The organism is Lederbergia wuyishanensis (assembly GCF_022900255.1).
GTDB classification, from domain to species: Bacteria; Bacillota; Bacilli; order Bacillales; family Bacillaceae_C; genus Lederbergia; species Lederbergia wuyishanensis.
In genome coordinates this window covers 779,819-797,421 of record NZ_JALIRM010000001.1, presented here as the reverse complement: position 1 = coordinate 797,421, position 17,603 = coordinate 779,819, and the positions used below count along the sequence as shown (strand labels likewise).

The 17,603-nt window shown below is 33.9% G+C and carries 17 protein-coding genes and 1 riboswitch; of the genes, 7 read left to right on the top strand and 10 right to left on the bottom strand.

From position 1 onward, the window contains the following. Positions 1 to 28: 28 nt before the first annotated feature. The gene (locus MT489_RS03875; RefSeq protein WP_244680177.1) at positions 29 to 271 is read right to left on the bottom strand and encodes a DNA alkylation repair protein; all 243 of its coding nucleotides are present in this window, start codon (positions 269 to 271) and stop codon (positions 29 to 31) included. Between the two features lie 395 nt (positions 272 to 666). Here MT489_RS03875 and MT489_RS03870 point away from each other — a divergent pair, with 395 nt between their 5' ends. Beyond that, positions 667 to 1,407: a CAP domain-containing protein gene (locus MT489_RS03870; RefSeq protein ID WP_244680176.1), complete on the top strand. Its 741-nt coding sequence runs from the start codon at positions 667 to 669 to the stop codon at positions 1,405 to 1,407. A 45-nt stretch (positions 1,408 to 1,452) separates the two neighbouring features. Here the strand turns inward: MT489_RS03870 and MT489_RS03865 are convergent, their stop codons facing one another. Together MT489_RS03865 and MT489_RS03860 are read right to left on the bottom strand one after the other, a co-directional pair. Next, the gene (locus tag MT489_RS03865; protein ID WP_244680175.1) at positions 1,453 to 2,820 is read right to left on the bottom strand and encodes an MATE family efflux transporter; all 1,368 of its coding nucleotides are present in this window, start codon (positions 2,818 to 2,820) and stop codon (positions 1,453 to 1,455) included. Between the two features lie 73 nt (positions 2,821 to 2,893). Beyond that, positions 2,894 to 3,457, bottom strand: coding sequence for a GNAT family N-acetyltransferase (locus tag MT489_RS03860; protein ID WP_244680174.1), 564 nt, complete (start codon positions 3,455 to 3,457; stop codon positions 2,894 to 2,896). Positions 3,458 to 3,863: 406 nt separating this feature from the next. Here MT489_RS03860 and MT489_RS03855 point away from each other — a divergent pair, with 406 nt between their 5' ends. Together MT489_RS03855 and MT489_RS03850 are read left to right on the top strand one after the other, a co-directional pair. Next, positions 3,864 to 4,193 carry a DUF4870 domain-containing protein gene (locus MT489_RS03855; RefSeq protein WP_244680173.1) on the top strand — a complete coding sequence of 110 codons (330 nt, stop codon included), beginning with the start codon at positions 3,864 to 3,866 and terminating at the stop codon, positions 4,191 to 4,193. Positions 4,194 to 4,257: 64 nt separating this feature from the next. Further along, positions 4,258 to 4,971, top strand: a complete 714-nt coding sequence (locus MT489_RS03850) for a hypothetical protein (RefSeq protein WP_244680172.1) — start codon at positions 4,258 to 4,260, stop codon at positions 4,969 to 4,971. Here MT489_RS03850 and MT489_RS03845 read toward each other — a convergent pair whose 3' ends face one another. Further along, the gene (locus MT489_RS03845) at positions 4,972 to 6,816 is read right to left on the bottom strand and encodes a DNA ligase D (RefSeq protein WP_244680171.1); all 1,845 of its coding nucleotides are present in this window, start codon (positions 6,814 to 6,816) and stop codon (positions 4,972 to 4,974) included. A gap of 101 nt (positions 6,817 to 6,917) precedes the next feature. Here MT489_RS03845 and ku point away from each other — a divergent pair, with 101 nt between their 5' ends. Both ku and MT489_RS03835 read left to right on the top strand, forming a co-directional pair. Then, positions 6,918 to 7,742, top strand: a complete 825-nt coding sequence (ku, locus tag MT489_RS03840; protein WP_244680170.1) for a non-homologous end joining protein Ku — start codon at positions 6,918 to 6,920, stop codon at positions 7,740 to 7,742. 562 nt (positions 7,743 to 8,304) lie between these two features. Further along, positions 8,305 to 8,505: a cold-shock protein gene (locus tag MT489_RS03835; RefSeq protein WP_144919921.1), complete on the top strand. Its 201-nt coding sequence runs from the start codon at positions 8,305 to 8,307 to the stop codon at positions 8,503 to 8,505. A gap of 174 nt (positions 8,506 to 8,679) precedes the next feature. Here the strand turns inward: MT489_RS03835 and MT489_RS03830 are convergent, their stop codons facing one another. The 3 genes from MT489_RS03830 to MT489_RS03820 are packed head-to-tail and all read right to left on the bottom strand — an operon-like array spanning position 8,680 to position 12,388. Then, positions 8,680 to 9,681 (bottom strand): ribonucleotide-diphosphate reductase subunit beta, encoded by a 1,002-nt coding sequence (locus tag MT489_RS03830; RefSeq protein ID WP_244680627.1) that lies wholly within the window; start codon positions 9,679 to 9,681, stop codon positions 8,680 to 8,682. 14 nt (positions 9,682 to 9,695) lie between these two features. Beyond that, the gene (locus MT489_RS03825; protein ID WP_244680169.1) at positions 9,696 to 10,145 is read right to left on the bottom strand and encodes a flavodoxin; all 450 of its coding nucleotides are present in this window, start codon (positions 10,143 to 10,145) and stop codon (positions 9,696 to 9,698) included. Beyond that, positions 10,124 to 12,388 carry a ribonucleoside-diphosphate reductase subunit alpha gene (locus tag MT489_RS03820; RefSeq protein WP_244680168.1) on the bottom strand — a complete coding sequence of 755 codons (2,265 nt, stop codon included), beginning with the start codon at positions 12,386 to 12,388 and terminating at the stop codon, positions 10,124 to 10,126. Before MT489_RS03820 ends, MT489_RS03825 begins: the two co-directional genes overlap by 22 nt. 122 nt (positions 12,389 to 12,510) lie before the next feature. Continuing rightward, a riboswitch (cobalamin riboswitch) is annotated at positions 12,511 to 12,705 on the bottom strand. A 607-nt stretch (positions 12,706 to 13,312) separates the two neighbouring features. Here MT489_RS03820 and corA point away from each other — a divergent pair. Beyond that, positions 13,313 to 14,263, top strand: a complete 951-nt coding sequence (gene corA / locus MT489_RS03815) for a magnesium/cobalt transporter CorA (RefSeq protein ID WP_244680167.1) — start codon at positions 13,313 to 13,315, stop codon at positions 14,261 to 14,263. A gap of 380 nt (positions 14,264 to 14,643) precedes the next feature. Here the strand turns inward: corA and MT489_RS03810 are convergent, their stop codons facing one another. Next, the gene (locus MT489_RS03810; RefSeq protein ID WP_244680166.1) at positions 14,644 to 15,063 is read right to left on the bottom strand and encodes a VOC family protein; all 420 of its coding nucleotides are present in this window, start codon (positions 15,061 to 15,063) and stop codon (positions 14,644 to 14,646) included. A 52-nt stretch (positions 15,064 to 15,115) separates the two neighbouring features. Continuing rightward, entirely contained in the window at positions 15,116 to 16,387 is a 1,272-nt protein-coding gene (locus MT489_RS03805) for an MFS transporter (RefSeq protein ID WP_244680165.1), read from the bottom strand. 94 nt (positions 16,388 to 16,481) lie between these two features. On the opposite strand from MT489_RS03805, the gene MT489_RS03800 reads away from it, so the two are divergent. Continuing rightward, positions 16,482 to 17,126 carry an MOSC domain-containing protein gene (locus MT489_RS03800; protein WP_244680164.1) on the top strand — a complete coding sequence of 215 codons (645 nt, stop codon included), beginning with the start codon at positions 16,482 to 16,484 and terminating at the stop codon, positions 17,124 to 17,126. Here the strand turns inward: MT489_RS03800 and MT489_RS03795 are convergent. Next, a complete protein-coding gene (locus MT489_RS03795; RefSeq protein ID WP_244680163.1) occupies positions 17,121 to 17,582 on the bottom strand; it encodes an Hsp20/alpha crystallin family protein in 462 nt (153 codons plus the stop codon). The genes MT489_RS03800 and MT489_RS03795 overlap by 6 nt on opposite strands. Between the last annotated feature and the right edge of the window lie 21 nt (positions 17,583 to 17,603).

Below are 17,603 nucleotides of genomic sequence, written 5' to 3'. Positions count from 1 at the left end.
TCTTTAAAACTTATTTAATGAAGGAAAATTATCTTTCAGCAAATTTGATAAAAGTCCTTTCATCTTCAATTAAACCGCAGGAACCACATTGAACTCTTCTTTCAGGTCCGTTATAAATGGTGTGAAAGGGCCCTGCATCTGATGCGCTCTCATACCGTTCAATCGTTTCTCCTGTCTGCGGATCTAATCTGACTGGATAAACGTTTTGTTCAATAATATTAAATCGGGAACGATTTGTTTTACAATTAGGACAGCAGTATCGAGTGCTCATAAAGTCCTCCTAAGTAATTTTTATTTATATTATTGACAAAATTAGTAAACATTATTTGCTTATATAAGAAGATTACGCTTTACGAAGTATGAAATAATTGAAACTTGATTGTAATATTAGTAATAAAATGAGATTTTTAAAAAGTTGTCAATATGAACTTTCTTGTAGTTTATGGTAAAAGTTGAATAAGAATGGCAAAAGAACTAATGAAAGCCATGATAAAAATTTAGAGAAAAGATGCTAGAATATTAGGTTGTAAGAATAATATGATTGAAAAGGATTAACATTATCATTTAAATAGTCTAATAGGAATTTCCTTCCATAAATATTACATAAAATCATATGTTAATATAATTATGCAAAACGAAATGAGAGATTAAGGGAGGAAAAAATAAATGAAAAAAATAGTCCTTTCAACTGTTGCAGCGGCAGCACTAATTGCAGCACCATTTACTACCGGTAAAGCAAATGCAGCAGGATTACAACCTGTAAATACAAAAGTAGTTTACTATCAAGTTAATTTATCAGATTCACAAGATTGGTACAAAATTTTGAACCAATATAATATAGATTTAAACCAATTTTTTAATTATCAACAAGCACCACCAAGTAATACTCAAAAACAACCAGTTCCAGCTCAACCAGCACAAAAGCCAGTGCAACAACCAACTCAAAAAGTACAAAAGCCAGTACAGCAGCAACCAGTTCAGAAGCCTGCACAACAACAAGCAAAACCCGCAACGCAAGCAAGTTCCCAATTAAACGCTTTTGAACAGCAAGTGGTTGATTTGACAAACCAAGAAAGAGCTAAAAACGGTCTTGCTCCGCTTAAAGTGGATATCGAATTAAGCAAAGTAGCAAGAGAAAAATCTAGAGATATGTCTGCAAATCACTATTTCGACCATACAAGCCCAACATATGGATCACCATTTGATATGATGAAGAAATTTGGCATCACATATCGTTCTGCCGGTGAAAACATTGCAATGGGACAACAAACTCCACAAGAAGTTGTAAAAGCTTGGATGAATAGTGAAGGTCACCGTGCAAACATCTTAAATAGCAGCTACACACATATCGGTGTTGGATATGTTGCTAACGGTAACTACTGGACACAACAATTCATTGGAAAATAAGAAAATATACAAGTAGAAAAGCGAACTCGTAACCTAGTTCTTAAGTTACGCAAGTTCGCTTTTTTGTATTCGGATTTGCTTTCTTTGAACATATATCAAGCGGGAAGAAAGTGTCATAGCACCAATAGCCAAACCTGCAATTAATCCAAGCCAATATCCGAAAGGACCTAATTCTGTAATTGTTGCTAACACATAGCCCAATGGAAGTCCGATTACCCAAAAAGAAATTAATGCCATTATAAATGTTACATTTACATCTTTATATCCTCGAAGTGCTCCTTGAATTGGAGCAAGAATTGCATCTGACAATTGGAAAAACACTCCAAAAAGTAGAAACTTTGTGATCAAATCAACAACATCCAAATCATTGCTATATAAAAACGCGATATTTCCCCTGAAAATAAATAGAAGTGTCCCTGTGATTAAGGAAAGAATTATTCCTCCACCAATGCCGAGGTAGCTATAGAGCCTTGCATCTTTATTTCTTTTGGCACCTGATTCAAAACCAACCAAGATGGTCAGTGCCATAGAAATGCTAAGTGGGATCATATAAATGAACGATGAAAAATTTAATGCAGCCTGATGGGCGGCGATTACTTTTGTTCCAAAGTCACTCATGAATAATGTGACCGCAGAAAAAATACTTGTTTCGATAAAAATGGATAAACCAATAGGAACACCAAGAGAGAAGATTTCTTTCCATTTATTAAAAGAGATTGTAGGGAAAGAATGAAAAATTTTATAATCAATAAATGGTTTCTTTCTATGAATGATCCAAACAGCAATAAATGTAATGATCCAATAAGTAATAGCTGAAGCGATTCCTGCCCCAATTCCTCCCAATTCAGGGAATCCAAGTTTTCCAAAAATCAAAATATAGTTAAGTGTTACATTAATTGGTAGAGATGACAATGTAACAATCATTGTAACTCTTGTTTTACCTAACGCATCAATAAAAGATCTTAAAACGTTGTATACAAACAAAGGAACAATTCCAAAGCTAAGTGAAATTAAATAATATTTTGCGACTTTCCGCACTTCATTATCCAGGTTCATTCCATTCAACAATGGATTTAAAACAAAAAAGCCAATGACGATAATGAAAAGAGCCATTGCTATTCCTGCATAAACGCCTTGCAAAACTGAAAAAGGCACTTTTTCTTTTTTGTTGGCTCCAATTAAATGGGCAACAATAGGAGTAACAGATAATAAAATTCCACTTAGTCCAGTATTAATAGGTACCCAGTAGGATGAACCAACGGCTACTCCAGCTAAATGATCGGCTGAATATTTACCTGTCATCATAATATCGAAAAAACTCATTGAAAACATTGCTAGTTGAGTGATTAGTATAGGAATAAATATAGTCCATAATTGCTTAATTTTATCTCTAATTGTAAATGTCTGCCTCATATATAAACCCCAATGCAAAAATAATAAAATCTATTATAGCACAAAAAAACAGTTGGTTGTGATTATCCAACTGTTATGCTTCAAGTGGCTGTAATTCAGATTGTTCCGAAGACTGTCTAATATAATTCATTGTAAATAAATCTTTTGGTATCTCATATAAATCATAAATATATTCATCTTTATTTAATTGTTGAAAAATAGATGGTCGTGTATCATTTGCTTTTACAGTATAAGGTAACTTTTCAGCAGCTTTTCTAGAACGAACATTTTTTTGACGTATTCTCATATATATGGTAGCTATCCCTTTTTCAAAAAATGCTTCTTGGAAAAATGCTCCTTTTGCCAGATTGTTATAACCTTTGCCGTGATACGGCTTCCCAATCCAAGTTCCTAAGAATCCTGCTTGGTCTTTAATATCATATAAACTAATGGTCCCGATTGGATTTTCCCATTCGTCAAGAATAGTTCTTGAAATTAATTCTCCTCGTTCTTCCGCTTCAATCGTTTGCTTAGTTAAAAACATAAATTCTTCAAAAGAATGAGCTTTTTGGCGTACAAAAGGGAAGACATCCGGGTGCGTCATCAGTTCAAATAATACATGACATTCATGCCCATTTAATTCTCGCTTTTTGAGCAATTGAACCCCTCCAATAGGGCAGTCCCGTATTATCGTTCCTACCCTCGAAATTTTTTAAAATTGCATAAAAAATTTCGGGGTGGGAATCGAACCCACTAGAACCTTCCTTACTAAGGATAGGTGGCGCACCATTTGCCTTCCCTCAATTATGAGTTATATTTTGTTTTTGATTTCTAATGACATCATACAAAAAAAAACACTATTTGAAAATAGTAAATTGCATCTAATTAGTGACGATTTTCTACTAATTTTGACAGCATTTTCTTATAATAAAAATTAAGCTTATTTTTCGTTGATAGCACTAAGAAACATCTACAGGTATTAATCAAAAAAATAAATACTCTATGAAACTTTTTTCATTTCATTACGTATATTTTATTGAAACAATAAAGAGGGAGAGAAATATATGGGAGATCAAAATGAAAGAATTTTTGCAACTGCAATTTATGTAACTAGTTTTTTTTCCACGTTCATTGGCCCATTGATTATTTGGCTTTTAAAGAAGGATGAATCGTCTCTTGTCGATTTCCACGGAAGAGAATATTTGAACTTTTTAATATCCTATACTATTTATTTAATCATTGCAGGAATACTTTGTATCGTTTTAATTGGATTTCTTCTTTTGCCTATCATTGGTTTGCTTATGACCATTTTTACTATTATTGGAGCAATCAAAGCTTTTGATGGGCAAGCTTATAAAATTCCGTTCACCATTCAGTTTTTAAAGACTGTATAAGACTAGCATATCCTTGTCCTCCGTGTCATATAATGATTTCACACGGCAGAGCAGGGGGAGCCACATGAATATAAAAGATTATTATACAGGAATGTCCCGTTTATATAGTCACCAAACAATACTATGCACGATTGTGTTTATCATCGTGATTTTACCTAGTATTAAAATAACACAATTTTTCCCTGCAATCGGTGCGGGGATTTTTGTGTTGATTCTTATAGTATATTTTTTTCTTAAATATTTATATTTTACATATAAAAGCAATTCTCTGCCTAGTCCTCGAATATTAAATCAGCAAAGCTCTACACTATTTATGATAATGCCAACACCTGTTTCTACGTATAATTGGAAGTTATATACTGGAAATGGTCTTTGTCGTTATTCCGCAATGGAAGTAAAAGGTAAAGAAAAGAAATTAATAAAATATTCTGGGCGAATATTCCGAACCATGGACCATGAGAAAAACTTATTATGGACCATTCATATTGATAAGCAGGCTATTAAAGTATTTTCCCATGATCAAAGCTTAGTATTTATCGCTTCTAAAATTGATAAAAAGGAATTTTGGGCAAATAATGGTAAAGATCGTTATCAAATTCAAAAAAAAGTGTATCATTGTGTAGTCAAAAAAAACGGAAGAAAAATACTGACTGTCTCCCAAGGAATAATGCCTCTTAGGCTACAAAAGCTTTTTTCTTCCTCTACTCCAATGGTCATTTTGGATTCTAATATTAAAGATTATGAGCGGGCATTATGTTTGGCAATTTTTTTACTATAATTAAATTAATCTGCCTTCATTGATCATTTGTAAAGCTTTAGCAAATGGTTGTTTTTCTTTACAGGCAAAAAATGCTGAAAAAGGATCGCCATTTAAGGTAATCCTTTGGCTAACATGTTTGATTGTAAAATCAGCAGGATTAAGATTATTATCAATTTCATGCCAAAAAATCGGCGCAGCTACAAGTCCATTTGAATGGTTTCGAACAGAATATGGTGCCACAATTGTTTTACCTTCACCATGCTGTATGTAATCGAAGTAGAGTTTACCTCCACGATTCTTTTTTAATCTCTCAATTGTAAAGGACTCCGGATCATAATTGATCATAAACTGTGCAATAAATTCTGTGAAAACCCGAGTCTCATCCCAAGTAAATGTTTCATTTGGAAGTGGTATATATACTTGCATCCCTTTGTTCCCTGATAGTTTTACAAATGCTATAAGAGAAAAAGAATCAAGAATTTTTTTCAGAATTTGTGATGCTTTGATTGCTAAATGAAAATCGTCACGAGATGGAGGATCCAAATCAAAAACGACTTCACTTACAAACATACTATTGATTGTTTGGAAAGGAATATGGTATTCAATAGCTAGCTGGTTGCCTAACCACATAAGTGTCTTAAGGTCGTTACATACAATCATCTCGTTAGATTCGTGTAAATAAGACTTTACAAAGTCAGGAGCAGAATCGGGTCGATTTTTTTGATAAAATGTTTCTCCAAATTCACCATGTGGAGCACGAATAACTGTTAATGCACGGTTTTTTAAAAATGGCAGTATCAAGGATGAACTTTTTCTTAAGTAGCGTAAAAAATCCAATTTTGTAACTGAATCACGTTGCCATAATATTTTATCAGGGTGAGTTATAACAATCTCATCAGGAAAAGCAGCATCAGCAATTAAAAATTGTTCATATGTACAATCATCTGGATGAAGATCAAATCGAATTTCTTTGAAAAATGGCTCTCTTAGTTGTTGCTCACCATTCCATTCAAGAAAAAACAAGTCGATACAGATGCTGGGATGGAGAAAAAAAATATCGCCATTTTTATCATGAGAGTTTCTGACAATTGCTTCCCTTAGAGCCGATTTAGTTTCAGAATCTAATCCATTAATAAAATTGCCTAATGAGTAGATTTCCCCATTATTCTTATATACACCAACATAAAAAAAGCCATTGCTTTGATCAAATGCTGTTAGAAAACAACTGACTGTTTTCCAATTTTTAATTTTTGTCCATGTAGTTGTTCTTTTACCGGATTCCCACTTACTATTTGATTTCTTAGCAACAATTCCTTCACTCATTGAATTTTTCATTACCTCAGAAATAGAATGAAAATCGGATATGGAAGGAACAAATTGAATAATTGCTCCCTCTCCAACAGTTGGAATTAAAGAGAAATCAAGTTTCTTACAAATAGATAATAGTAATTCTTTTCTTTTTGTATATATTAAATTTTCTGTAGATTCTCCATTTTTAGTTAAAATATCAAAAACTAAATATTTACATGGTCTTGTCAATGAGGCCACTTCTATTTTCTGTTTTGTTTTCATCCTTCCTCGTATTTGGAGCTGTCCAAAATTTGCTTTATTCTCATTTTCCAATATAGTAATTTCCCCATCAAAAATCAGAGGAAGTAAATCTGAAGCTTCTTCTTGCTTATTATTCAAAAATTTTTTCAACTCCGGAAATTGAGTCATTAAATCTTTTCCATTTCTACTCCACAAAAAGCTATCTTCTTTTGTCCATTCTAAGATACCACGAAAACCATCATATTTTATTTCATATAGCCAATCACCTTGTATTGGAGATTGAAAACTTAGAGTCGGAAGCATAGGTTTCATAAGTTTGCACCTCATTAAAAATTAATCTCACATCATGTATTCTATGCGAATGTATTTTTTTCATTAGTAAAAACTATAGTGAAAGAAAATGAGGTGAGATTATGCATACGATGTGGAAGGGAAGCATTAGTTTTGGCCTTGTAAATATTCCTATTAAGCTCCATGCTGCCATAGAAGATAAGGATGTAAAATTCCGTTCACTCCATGAAAAATGCCATACTCCAATAAAATATGAAAAAATCTGCCCAGCTTGTGAAAAAGAACTGGATATTAAAGAAATTGTAAAAGGTTATGAAGTGTCAAAAGGACAATTTGTAATTGTGGAAGATGACGAATTGCAAGAGCTTACCAATGCAAGTGGGGAAAAGGCAGTTGAAATGATTGATTTTATTAAATTAAATGAAATTGATCCGATTTACTTTAACCGAAGCTACTATATGTCTCCAGATGGAGGAGGCGTCAAAGCATATGGACTACTACGGAAAGCATTGACTTTATCAGAAAAAGTTGGAATCGCTAAAATAATGATACGGTCAAAAGAACAATTGGCCGTTATTCGAGTATATAAGGATACTCTCGTAATGGAAACGATTCATTACCCAGATGAAGTCAGAAAATCTTCAGATGTACCGAATGTTCCTACAGGTGATCAAGTATCTAAGAAGGAAATTGATACAGCAATATTATTAATAGATCAATTAACGACTACTTTTCAACCTGAAAATTACGAAGACGAATATAGAAATAAAGTTTTGCAATTAATAGAGGCCAAACGCAATGGAAAGGAACTTGTAACAGTTAAAGAAAAAGAGCCTACAGCCCCAATGACAGATTTAATGGCCGCATTACAGGCTTCAATTGATCGAACAAAGCCAGCTGCTAAACAACCTACTAAACGTAAAAGGGCTACTAAAAAAGAGGCTTAATATAATTAATAATTTATTCTAAATTCTTTTTAATGAATAAAGCTAAATTAAATGGGTAAAATAGTTACAGTCAATTCTTGTTTTTGAAAAACATGAGTATAAAAAATGTCGAGAAAAGCCTAGAGCCATCGGACTTTTTGACGAAAAAAGACGAAAAAAGATTTTGCCCATTTTCTTGCTTTTTACATATAACTCATGTATGATAAGTTTAAACTTATTAGTAGTTATAGTAAAAATATCTAAAAAATAGATATAGAATCCTTTTTCTCCAATGGTTAAGTATATTAACTATTGTTTGCTAATACAAATCTCACTGGAACGGTTTTGGAGCCGTAAGGACGGGAGAGAGGAAGGGCTTTCGTTGTTTTGAATTATGTAAGATCATTTCGATTTATCCTGTATTACCTAGAAATGTTTGATAGTAATGAATATGTATGGAGTTAAATTCACATGTTATAATGAATATCTACTCCTAATTGTGGGTATTGCTTATAATATGTGAATTTTTATTTACACCGTAAATATGAGTAACATATTAAAAAATTTTTGGAGGTTTTTACGCATGGCAACAGGTACAGTAAAATGGTTTAACAGTGAAAAAGGATTCGGCTTCATCGAAGTTGAAGGCGGAAACGACGTATTCGTTCACTTCAGCGCTATTCAAGGAGAGGGTTACAAAACTCTTGACGAAGGTCAACAAGTTGAATTTGAAATCGTTGAAGGACAACGTGGACCACAAGCAGAAAACGTTGTTAAACTATAATAAGTTCACAAACAAAAACTGCCTCAAGGGGCAGTTTTTTCGTGTTTAAAATAAATAGGTAATCACATTTTTTATAGTAGATTTATCTATTCGCGGTAGCAGCTGACCTGTCCGGTGAAAAGTTATTAGTACACAACATTTTAATTTTAAGGACAGGTACATCTACTGTAAATATTACAACTCATCAAATCCATTAAGATCGCTTGTTTTTGTATATTGACGTGATTTTTGTTCAAAGAAATCAGTTTTAGTATCATCAAAATTATCTACATATGCACGAATCCATTTCATTGGGTTATGTGTATAATCTTCGTATATATCACTTAATCCAAGAAGTCTAAGCATTTTATTGGCGCGATATTTTATATAACCTTCCATTTCGACTAAATCAATTCCATCAATTCCACCAAGAACATACTTACTCCAAATGGTTTCTTGCTCTACTGAATGTCTAAATTGATCATACACCCAATCAGTGAATTCTTTCGTATTGTATTCCTGATTTTCAGCAAGAGTAGCTCGGAATAAATCACTGATAAAACGTCCATGCTGGAGCTCATCTCGATTAATATAGGAGATCATTGTCGATGTCCCGACCATTTTTTGGTTTCTAGCAAGATTATAAAAGAAAGCAAATCCTGAATAGAAGAATAGACCTTCCAGAAGGGACGTATAAACCATTGCTTTCAAAACATTTAATATGGTTGGAGTATCAGCGAATTCATTGTAAACTTCCATAATGCGTTCGTTACGTTTTAATAGAATCTCGTCTTTACGACCAGTTTCAAAGGATTCATTTTGTTCAATCAAATTAGTTACAGATGAGAGTACATATGCATAGCTATGGTTATGTTCGCTTTCTTGGTCAGCGATCGTAGCCATTATAGATTTCACGGATGGATCAGTTGAGAAATGTGATATTCTCGCAGCTATATCTGTTTGTGGTCCATCTAGTGTTGCTAGTAGTCCAATGATTTTTAAAAAAGCGTTTCGTTCCTCATCAGATAGATTTGGGAACTGTTTAATATCCGCAGACATATCCACTTCACTTGCACGCCAAAAAAGTGCACGAATTTGTTCGCGATGATTGTAAAAATGAGGATAAGCAAGATCATTCCAATTTAGTATACCACTTGCTTTTCCACCAAAAAGTGCGGTTGATTTGTTAGGATGCATGGGTTCTAATATAACTACTCTATCAAGTAATGTTGACAATGTTTCATAACTCCTTTCGTCCAAGCAATCACTTTTGTTTCTTGAGATCCTCTTGGACTTTGTTCTATTTTTAATGGTTCGTACGATGAATGATAGAATTTCGCAAGTTTTTCTGCTGCTTTACAAAATAAATAATCACCGCCAAATTGTGTATCACCAGTACCGAAAACAAAAACATTAGGAGGCTTGTAGCCTACTTCGTATACGAAGTCCTTCACATCATTAGGGGTTGAACCTTTAGCCCATGTAAAGGAACCGATCATCATTACATCAAAAAGGGAGGGATCTGGAATCTTCCCAGTCCCAATCCTATAAAGTTCAATGTTACATTTCTCTTTTAGCAAGGTTTCTGCAATTAATTCTGCTGTTTCTTTCGTATTGCCACTAAAACTTGCATAACAAATTAAGACTCGCACCACACACATTCCTCAATATCCGAAGCTGTGGATCGAACGTAGTATGTTGTTTTTAAACCGGAATCCCATGCTTGTAAATGTAAATCTAGCATCACCTGAGCTTTAATATGATTTGGTACATAAAAATTAAATGAAATTGATTGATCGATGTGACGTTGTCTTGCAGCATTTTGTAAGATTGACCAACGCTGGTCTACGATATAGGCAGAACGTCGATAAATATCATAAGTGTTGTGATCCAAATCTGGAGCAACGACAGGCAGTTTATAATCTTTCTTTTCCTCATGATAAAACGTTTTAAAAATAGGATCTATGCTAGCAGTGGATCCAGCGATAACAGAAGTGCTAGAATTAGGAGCAACTGCCATTAAATAACCGTTTCTCATACCGTGTTCAGCTACCTCTTTCATTAATGCCTTCCAATTATCCGCATTTTCACCCTCAAGATATCCACGCTGTATAAAATAATCTCCTGTTTGCCAATCACTGCCTGCAAATTTTGAATATGAACCTTTTTCTTTTGCTAATTCTAGACTCGCTTTAATTGTTAAGAAGGATATACGTTCATATAGTTTATCTGCAAATTTTACCGCATCTTGGGATTCCCATTTAATCTTTTTTAGTGCCAATAGGTGGTGCCAACCAAAAGTACCTAATCCGATCGCTCTATATTTCTTATTTGTTATGGTTGCTTGCTTTACATCGATTGTATTTAGGTCTATTACATTGTCGAGCATTCTTATTTGAATAGGGATTAAACGTTCTAAGGCGTCCTCAGGCACAGCTTTTCCTAAGTTTATAGAAGAAAGGTTACAAACAACAAAATCACCTGCTTTTTTATAGCTGATAATTGTGTCTCCTTCTACAGTTTCTTCATATTGAATAGTGGGGGACATATTTTGCATTATTTCTGTACACAAATTACTTGAATATATGATTCCTACGTGTTTATTTGGGTTTTTTCTATTTACTTCATCACGATAGAACATAAATGGCGTCCCAGTTTCTAACTGAGATTTCATTATCCTTGCCATGATTTTTATTGCTGGGATTTTTGTTTTATTTAAATGATTATTTTGGACACATTCTTCATATTTTTCTCTGAAAGAACCTTGTCCTTTTTTCTCATCATAAAAATCTTCAAGTGCATAACCCATTACGTTTTTTACTTCATGTGGGTCAAATAAGTACCAATCTCCGCGTCTTTCCACTTGTTCCATGAATACGTCCGGTAAACATACTCCTGTAAAAATATCATGTGCTCTTTGTCTTTCATCACCGTTGTTTAACTTCAAATCCAAGAAGGATAGGATATCAGCATGCCAAACATCTAAATAAACTGCAATAGCGCCTTTTCTTCGCCCAAGTTGGTCAACACTGACAGCTGTATTATTTAATTGTTTAATCCATGGAATACAACCAGATGACGCACCCTTAAATCCTTTTATGGAACTGCCACGACTTCTTACTTTTCCCATATAAACGCCGATTCCGCCGCCATCTTTGGAGAGCCTTGCTACATCTGTATTACTGTTATAAATACCCATTAAAGAATCATCAACTGTATCGATAAAGCAGCTCGATAACTGTCCGTGAGCAAGTCCCGCATTCGCAAGTGTAGGAGTTGCCACGGTCATATATAAATTAGATAGAGCCCAATAGCTTTCAGCAACAAGATGCGAACGTTGTTCTGCCGGTTCGTCTTGCATAAGATGCATTGCAATTACTAGCCACCGTTCTTGTGGAAGCTCGTATGTATTTTTATCATGATCTGTTGCAAGATACCTTGTTGCCAATGTATGCAAGCCAATATAATCAAATAGTAAGTCAAGATCTGGATCTATTAATTTTGATAACTCTTTAATTTCTTCTCTACTATATTTTTTTAATATATTTGGGGAGTAAATACCCTTGCCAGCAAGTGATTTTAAAAGACCATAAAAATCACCGTATTTTAGTTCCTTATCATATGAACGATTTACACTTGCCTTTTTATAAAGGCTTTGAAGGTAAATTTTTGCAGCATCAAAAGTCCATTGTGTGCTTGCCTCATCAACATTTTCCAAGGCTGTTTTGATAAGAAGGGAGGTAATATGCTCCGCTTTATATTCATCTTTTGCTTCTATGCTTCTTATGATTTTCTCGTTGAATTCCTTTGAATTAATTGAAGTAACACGTTTAATAAAATCTTCCAGTCGGTTTTTATCAAATACTAATGAACGGTTTCCTTGTTCTTTCGATATTGTGGTCATATAATTCACCTTTCTTTTATAAAAATAAAAAATCCACTCCAGGAAAGGAGTGGATCAAACGATAGGGAAAGGGAAGAAACGTATTTTCACTATCGTTTCATCTTCCCAATCCCCGAAGAATAGAAACTCAGACAAGTAAGGCAGGTCTCCTGACTTATGCATCATCCTAATAGGGTCCTTCCCGTATTGAAGCCATGAAGCAAATCAATACAGTGGTAATCCCGTTCGTACGCATTTACAGTTGCGGGGACAGTTCCGGTCTTTCACCGGATTCCCTTTTAAGCCCTGAATGGGCACCTTCACTCGTTGGAATTCAATATATAGTATTAAGTTTTCTATCAAACTACTAAATATAGTGTCGATTATGATATTAGCATGTGAGATTGAGAATAGCAACTATAAAAGATATTAAATTAAAAAATTGTCATATCTTGTTGGATGGTAGCTATCATATTAACAATAGCTTCTGTACTTCTCACTGTCTATTAACAATATATCATTTTCTTTCAGCGGTTTTCTAATTTAATTCAAAAATGTAAAAGACCTTTTGAGCAGTAATTTGCTTTTCAATTCTTTATAAAAGAATCTAGCATCCATCTGGCAAAAAAATTATAGGCGAAAATCAGGAACGTGACCATCTTAAATCACATTAAATTTCAACATTCCGTTGCAATGCTTTGCAACATCTCCTCTGACCCATACCCATCCAAGGGCATTTCGGGAACATCATTAAAAAAGAATCAGCTCTTCTGCATGGCATGAATAATTCGTAAGCTGTATTAAATTTTTTTTGCTGATTTTGCTATCCAATTTGTTGGAGTAGAATTAAAGACTATTTAAACTGTATCAAACCCTAAAAAGTGTGTGGCATAGAAAAAACGGTTAATATACTAATAAAGGATTGTAAGTGGGATGGGAGAAACGATGATTAAAACATTTGCTATAAATAAAAATCATGAGTACCAACTTAATATAGGTATCAATGAGTTGCTTAGTGGAGATTTCCTATGGTATTGGGTAGATTTTGATCAACCAACCGAAGAGGAATTAAAATTATTAAAAAATCCTTTACGTTTTCACCCTTTAGCAATTGAAGACTGTATTAACGATATTCAAAGGCCTAAGTTAGATTATTATGATGAACACTTCTTTTTTGTCGCTCAAGCAATAAAGGACGAAAGCCTTAGAAGAGAAGAAGTTAATTTTTTCTTAGGTGAAAACTATATAGTAACTTTTCATTTAGAAAGATCAACAGAAATAGATAAAGTGTGGGATCGTATCATCAATGCATCGACTATGGAACATTGGGATCCGATTCAGGTTTTATATCATGTTCTTGATGAAATCGTTGATAATTATTTTCCTATTGTTGAAAAAATTGAGGACGTATTAAATGATATTGATGAAAATTCTAACCGAAGACCAATGCGTTTGCTTCTACAAGATCTTTATGATACAAGACATGATTTACTATCAATTCGGCATGTAATATCGCCGATGAGAGATCTTGTTTATCGAATAATAAATTCTGAACGCTTAAAAGAATTTCGTCCGAAAATGGAATATTTCTCCGATATCCACAATCACTTAGTCAAACTATCAGAAATGATTGAAGAAAATCGTGAACTAACAACGGACATTAGAGATAGTTACTTATCCTTAAATGCCCATCAAACAAATCGTATTATGCAAGTGCTCACGCTTATTACAACTATTTTTATGCCATTAACTTTTATTGCGGGTATTTATGGGATGAATTTTGTGAATATGCCGGAATTGAAATGGAAGTACGGCTATTTTGGAACTCTTCTTGTGATGGTAATATTAGGATTTGGAATGTTTGTTTTGTTTAAACGGAAGGGTTGGTTTAAATAAGAAAGGATATGGGATGTCAATTTATCTTCCCATATCCAATATTTCAAGATCAAAAAATAATGTTTTTCAAACTAAACTTTAGTCGGCTAGGTTCAGTTGCCATTTGCCATAGGGCAAAAACACAAAACAAATAGTCAGAGAGCTAATTTTGTTGTATCAGAACCTTAGGATACAGGTTAGAAAGGAGTTGCGACGTTACTGCGTGTCCGAAAAAGGACATAATCTTTTTTTATCTTTCTTTCGCCTTCTACTTTTCATATACTTTCATTTATTTCATCAGAATTCTGGATTTGAACGTTAGCTAATGCCGCTGCGACAGATGAAAGAATCCACGTATAGTGTGCAAACACGTCGATGAAATGGCTCTTGTAATTTTGTTCTTAACCTTCATTATCGTAGCTGAACTGCCAATAAACTCCAAATTTATCTATTAATTGACCGTAGCACTTACTAAAAAAAGTTTCTTGAAGCTCCATTTTAACTTCCCCATCCTCACCCAATTTTTTGAATGCGGTTTTCATTTCTTCCAATTTGTCACTAACAATCGCTAAGGTGATGTTGTTGCCTACGGTAAAAGGCATCCCAGGCATCGTGTCGGAAAACATGACATCGCTGTCAAAAATATTAAGACGTGAGTGTAAAACTAAATTCTTCATTTCCTCTTGAAGCGGATAATCAGGATGGGAAGGTTGTTCTCCGAAAGTCATAATTTCAGGGGTTCCTAAGTTAAATATTTGGGCGTAATATTCTACAGCTTCACGACAATTACCATTGAAATTCATATAAACATTGACTGCCATTTACAACACTCCTTAGTATAGTATTACATAAATTATATACAACTTTTACCATTTAATCTAATGCAGGCTCCATTTCAATTACTTTTTTCTCATTCCCAGGTTTTATTGCTTTAAATGCTAAAAGTGCTGCAATGACACTAAGGGTAGTCAATAATATAATCATGTCTAAAATTTTTCCTTTCATTAAGATGGCAATGATGGGAGGGCCGGCGGCTACACCTGCAAAGCGCATAGCGCTAAAAATAGACGTAATTGTTCCCCTCATCTCCTTATCAATACTCTGTGTTAATATTGCATCTAAGCAAGGAAGGGAGGCACCAATTCCGATTCCGCAAAATAAAATCACAATGATTAAATATATAAACCGTTCTGAAAACATTGTTGCAGCAACACTAACTCCTGTTAATACCATTCCAAAAAAAGTAATCCATTTCATCTTTTTTAAACTATCTTTTATTATTTTTCCAGCCACGAAAGATGCAATACACAAAGTAGCAAGAGGTATTGCAAGTAAAAACCCTTTTTTCACTCCATCATATCCATATTTATCTTCAAGAATGGACGACAAATAAAAAAGAATACCAAACAAAATAAACATAATGATCGCACCAATAATAAATACTGCCAATAACCATTTCCAATGTTCTGAAAAGATCTTTTTAGTATTCTTTACAAATCTTCCGAAGGACAGCTGGTGATTATCATCTTTTGGCTTCTTTACACAAACAATTATTAATATTAATGAAATAAGACAAAAAATAGGGATTGCGAAAAATGGCAAGAACCAAATCACTCCAGCAATTAAGGATCCAAGAATAGGGCTTAAAACTTTTCCAAAAGTATTAGAAGTTTCTATAATGCCAAGTGATGAACTAACATCTTCTTCTCTTTTGTAAATATCACCTACTAGAGGTATGACGATAGGAAATGCTCCAGCAGCACCAATTCCTTGAAGAATCCGACCGATGATTATCCAAGTAAATGCTGAGTCAAGCTGCCATGATGCCCAACCAGATAGTATTCCACCAATCCCCGCGGTAATTAGCGAGGGAATGATGACTTTTTTTCTCCCATATTTATCCGATAGGAATCCAGCTATTGGTATTAAAAAAATTGCAACAATCGAGTACACCGTAATGATTAAACTTGATTGAAGTTTTGATATATGTAGCTGCTTTTCCATTAAAGGTAAGATTGGAATAAGCATTGAGTTTCCTAAAGTCATGATCAAGGGAATAGAGGCAATTGCTATAATCGCCCATTTGTTTCCTTTTCTTTCCTTACCATACCTTTCGAATAAGGTTTGTTTATTAATAATCTCCATGGCTATTTCCTTTCAAGCATAGTAAGATTAATATTTACTTATAGAAATTTTTTATCCTATGATACACAGAGCATTTATTGGGAGGAGGGCATGAATGTATATTAAAGCAGTAAGCATAGGAAGACCTCAGTTAATTAGTAATCAGTATGGTCAGACATTTAAATCGGGGATAAGAAAAAAGCCTGTCCAATCAGCATTTCTTCGGTTTGGAGGTTTTGAACTTGATGGGGTTGCTGATTTGCGGAACCATGGTGGAGATGATAGAGCGGTTTGTTTCTACCCATTTGAACATTATCAAGGGTGGGAAGAGCGAACTGGAAAAAGTCTGTCGATTCCTTCGTTTGGAGAAAATTTAACAGTAACAAATATGCTTGAATATAATGTCTGTATAGGTGATGTTTATGAGGTGGGCGATACCGTTTTACAGATTACACAGGGGAGAATTCCATGCATTACCATTGACCAATCAAACGGAATAAAAGGAATGCTAAATGAAATTATTCGGACTGGTAAAACAGGATTTTTTGCTAAAGTGCTTCTAGAGGGAGAAATCAAACCTGATTTAGAGCTTATACTTCAAGAACGCCCTAATCCAGGCTTGAATATATTAGATTTACATCGGTTATTTTTCCATGACCGTGAAAATTACGAGGAAATACTAAGAGTGATTGCCGTTCCTGAACTTGCAAATGATATGAGAAATAAATTTGAAAAACTACTAGCATCTAAGCGTCTATAATTTTTCTGAAACAGTGATTTCGGTATATTGTAGATCATCACTTCTAGGGATTTTAATTTCCAATATTTGGTTTTTTACTTGAGCGCTAGCTCCTTTTTTTTTGACTAAACTCGGTAATGTAATTACTTGCCTTGACCCATCCCCTTGTAAATTTTCAATTATTGCTTGGTTTGAGGTATGGAAGATTTTTAATTGACTTAGCGTAACATTTTCAGGTAAGTGTACTCTAACAAATACATCATCAAATGTTTCAAACACTTGGGCGGATATTCCGTTATTGGGTGGCTGAGTAGTGGTTGAATTACTCGTTTGTTGAGAAATCATATTATCCATTGGAGTATTTTTCATAAGGTTTTTCATCATATCATTTACATATGAGTGAACGTCCGAAGGATTCAATTGTTCTGTTAACTTTTTTATATCTTCATTAAAAGGAAACATCCCCCATGGAAACATATTTCTCACTCCAACATGAAT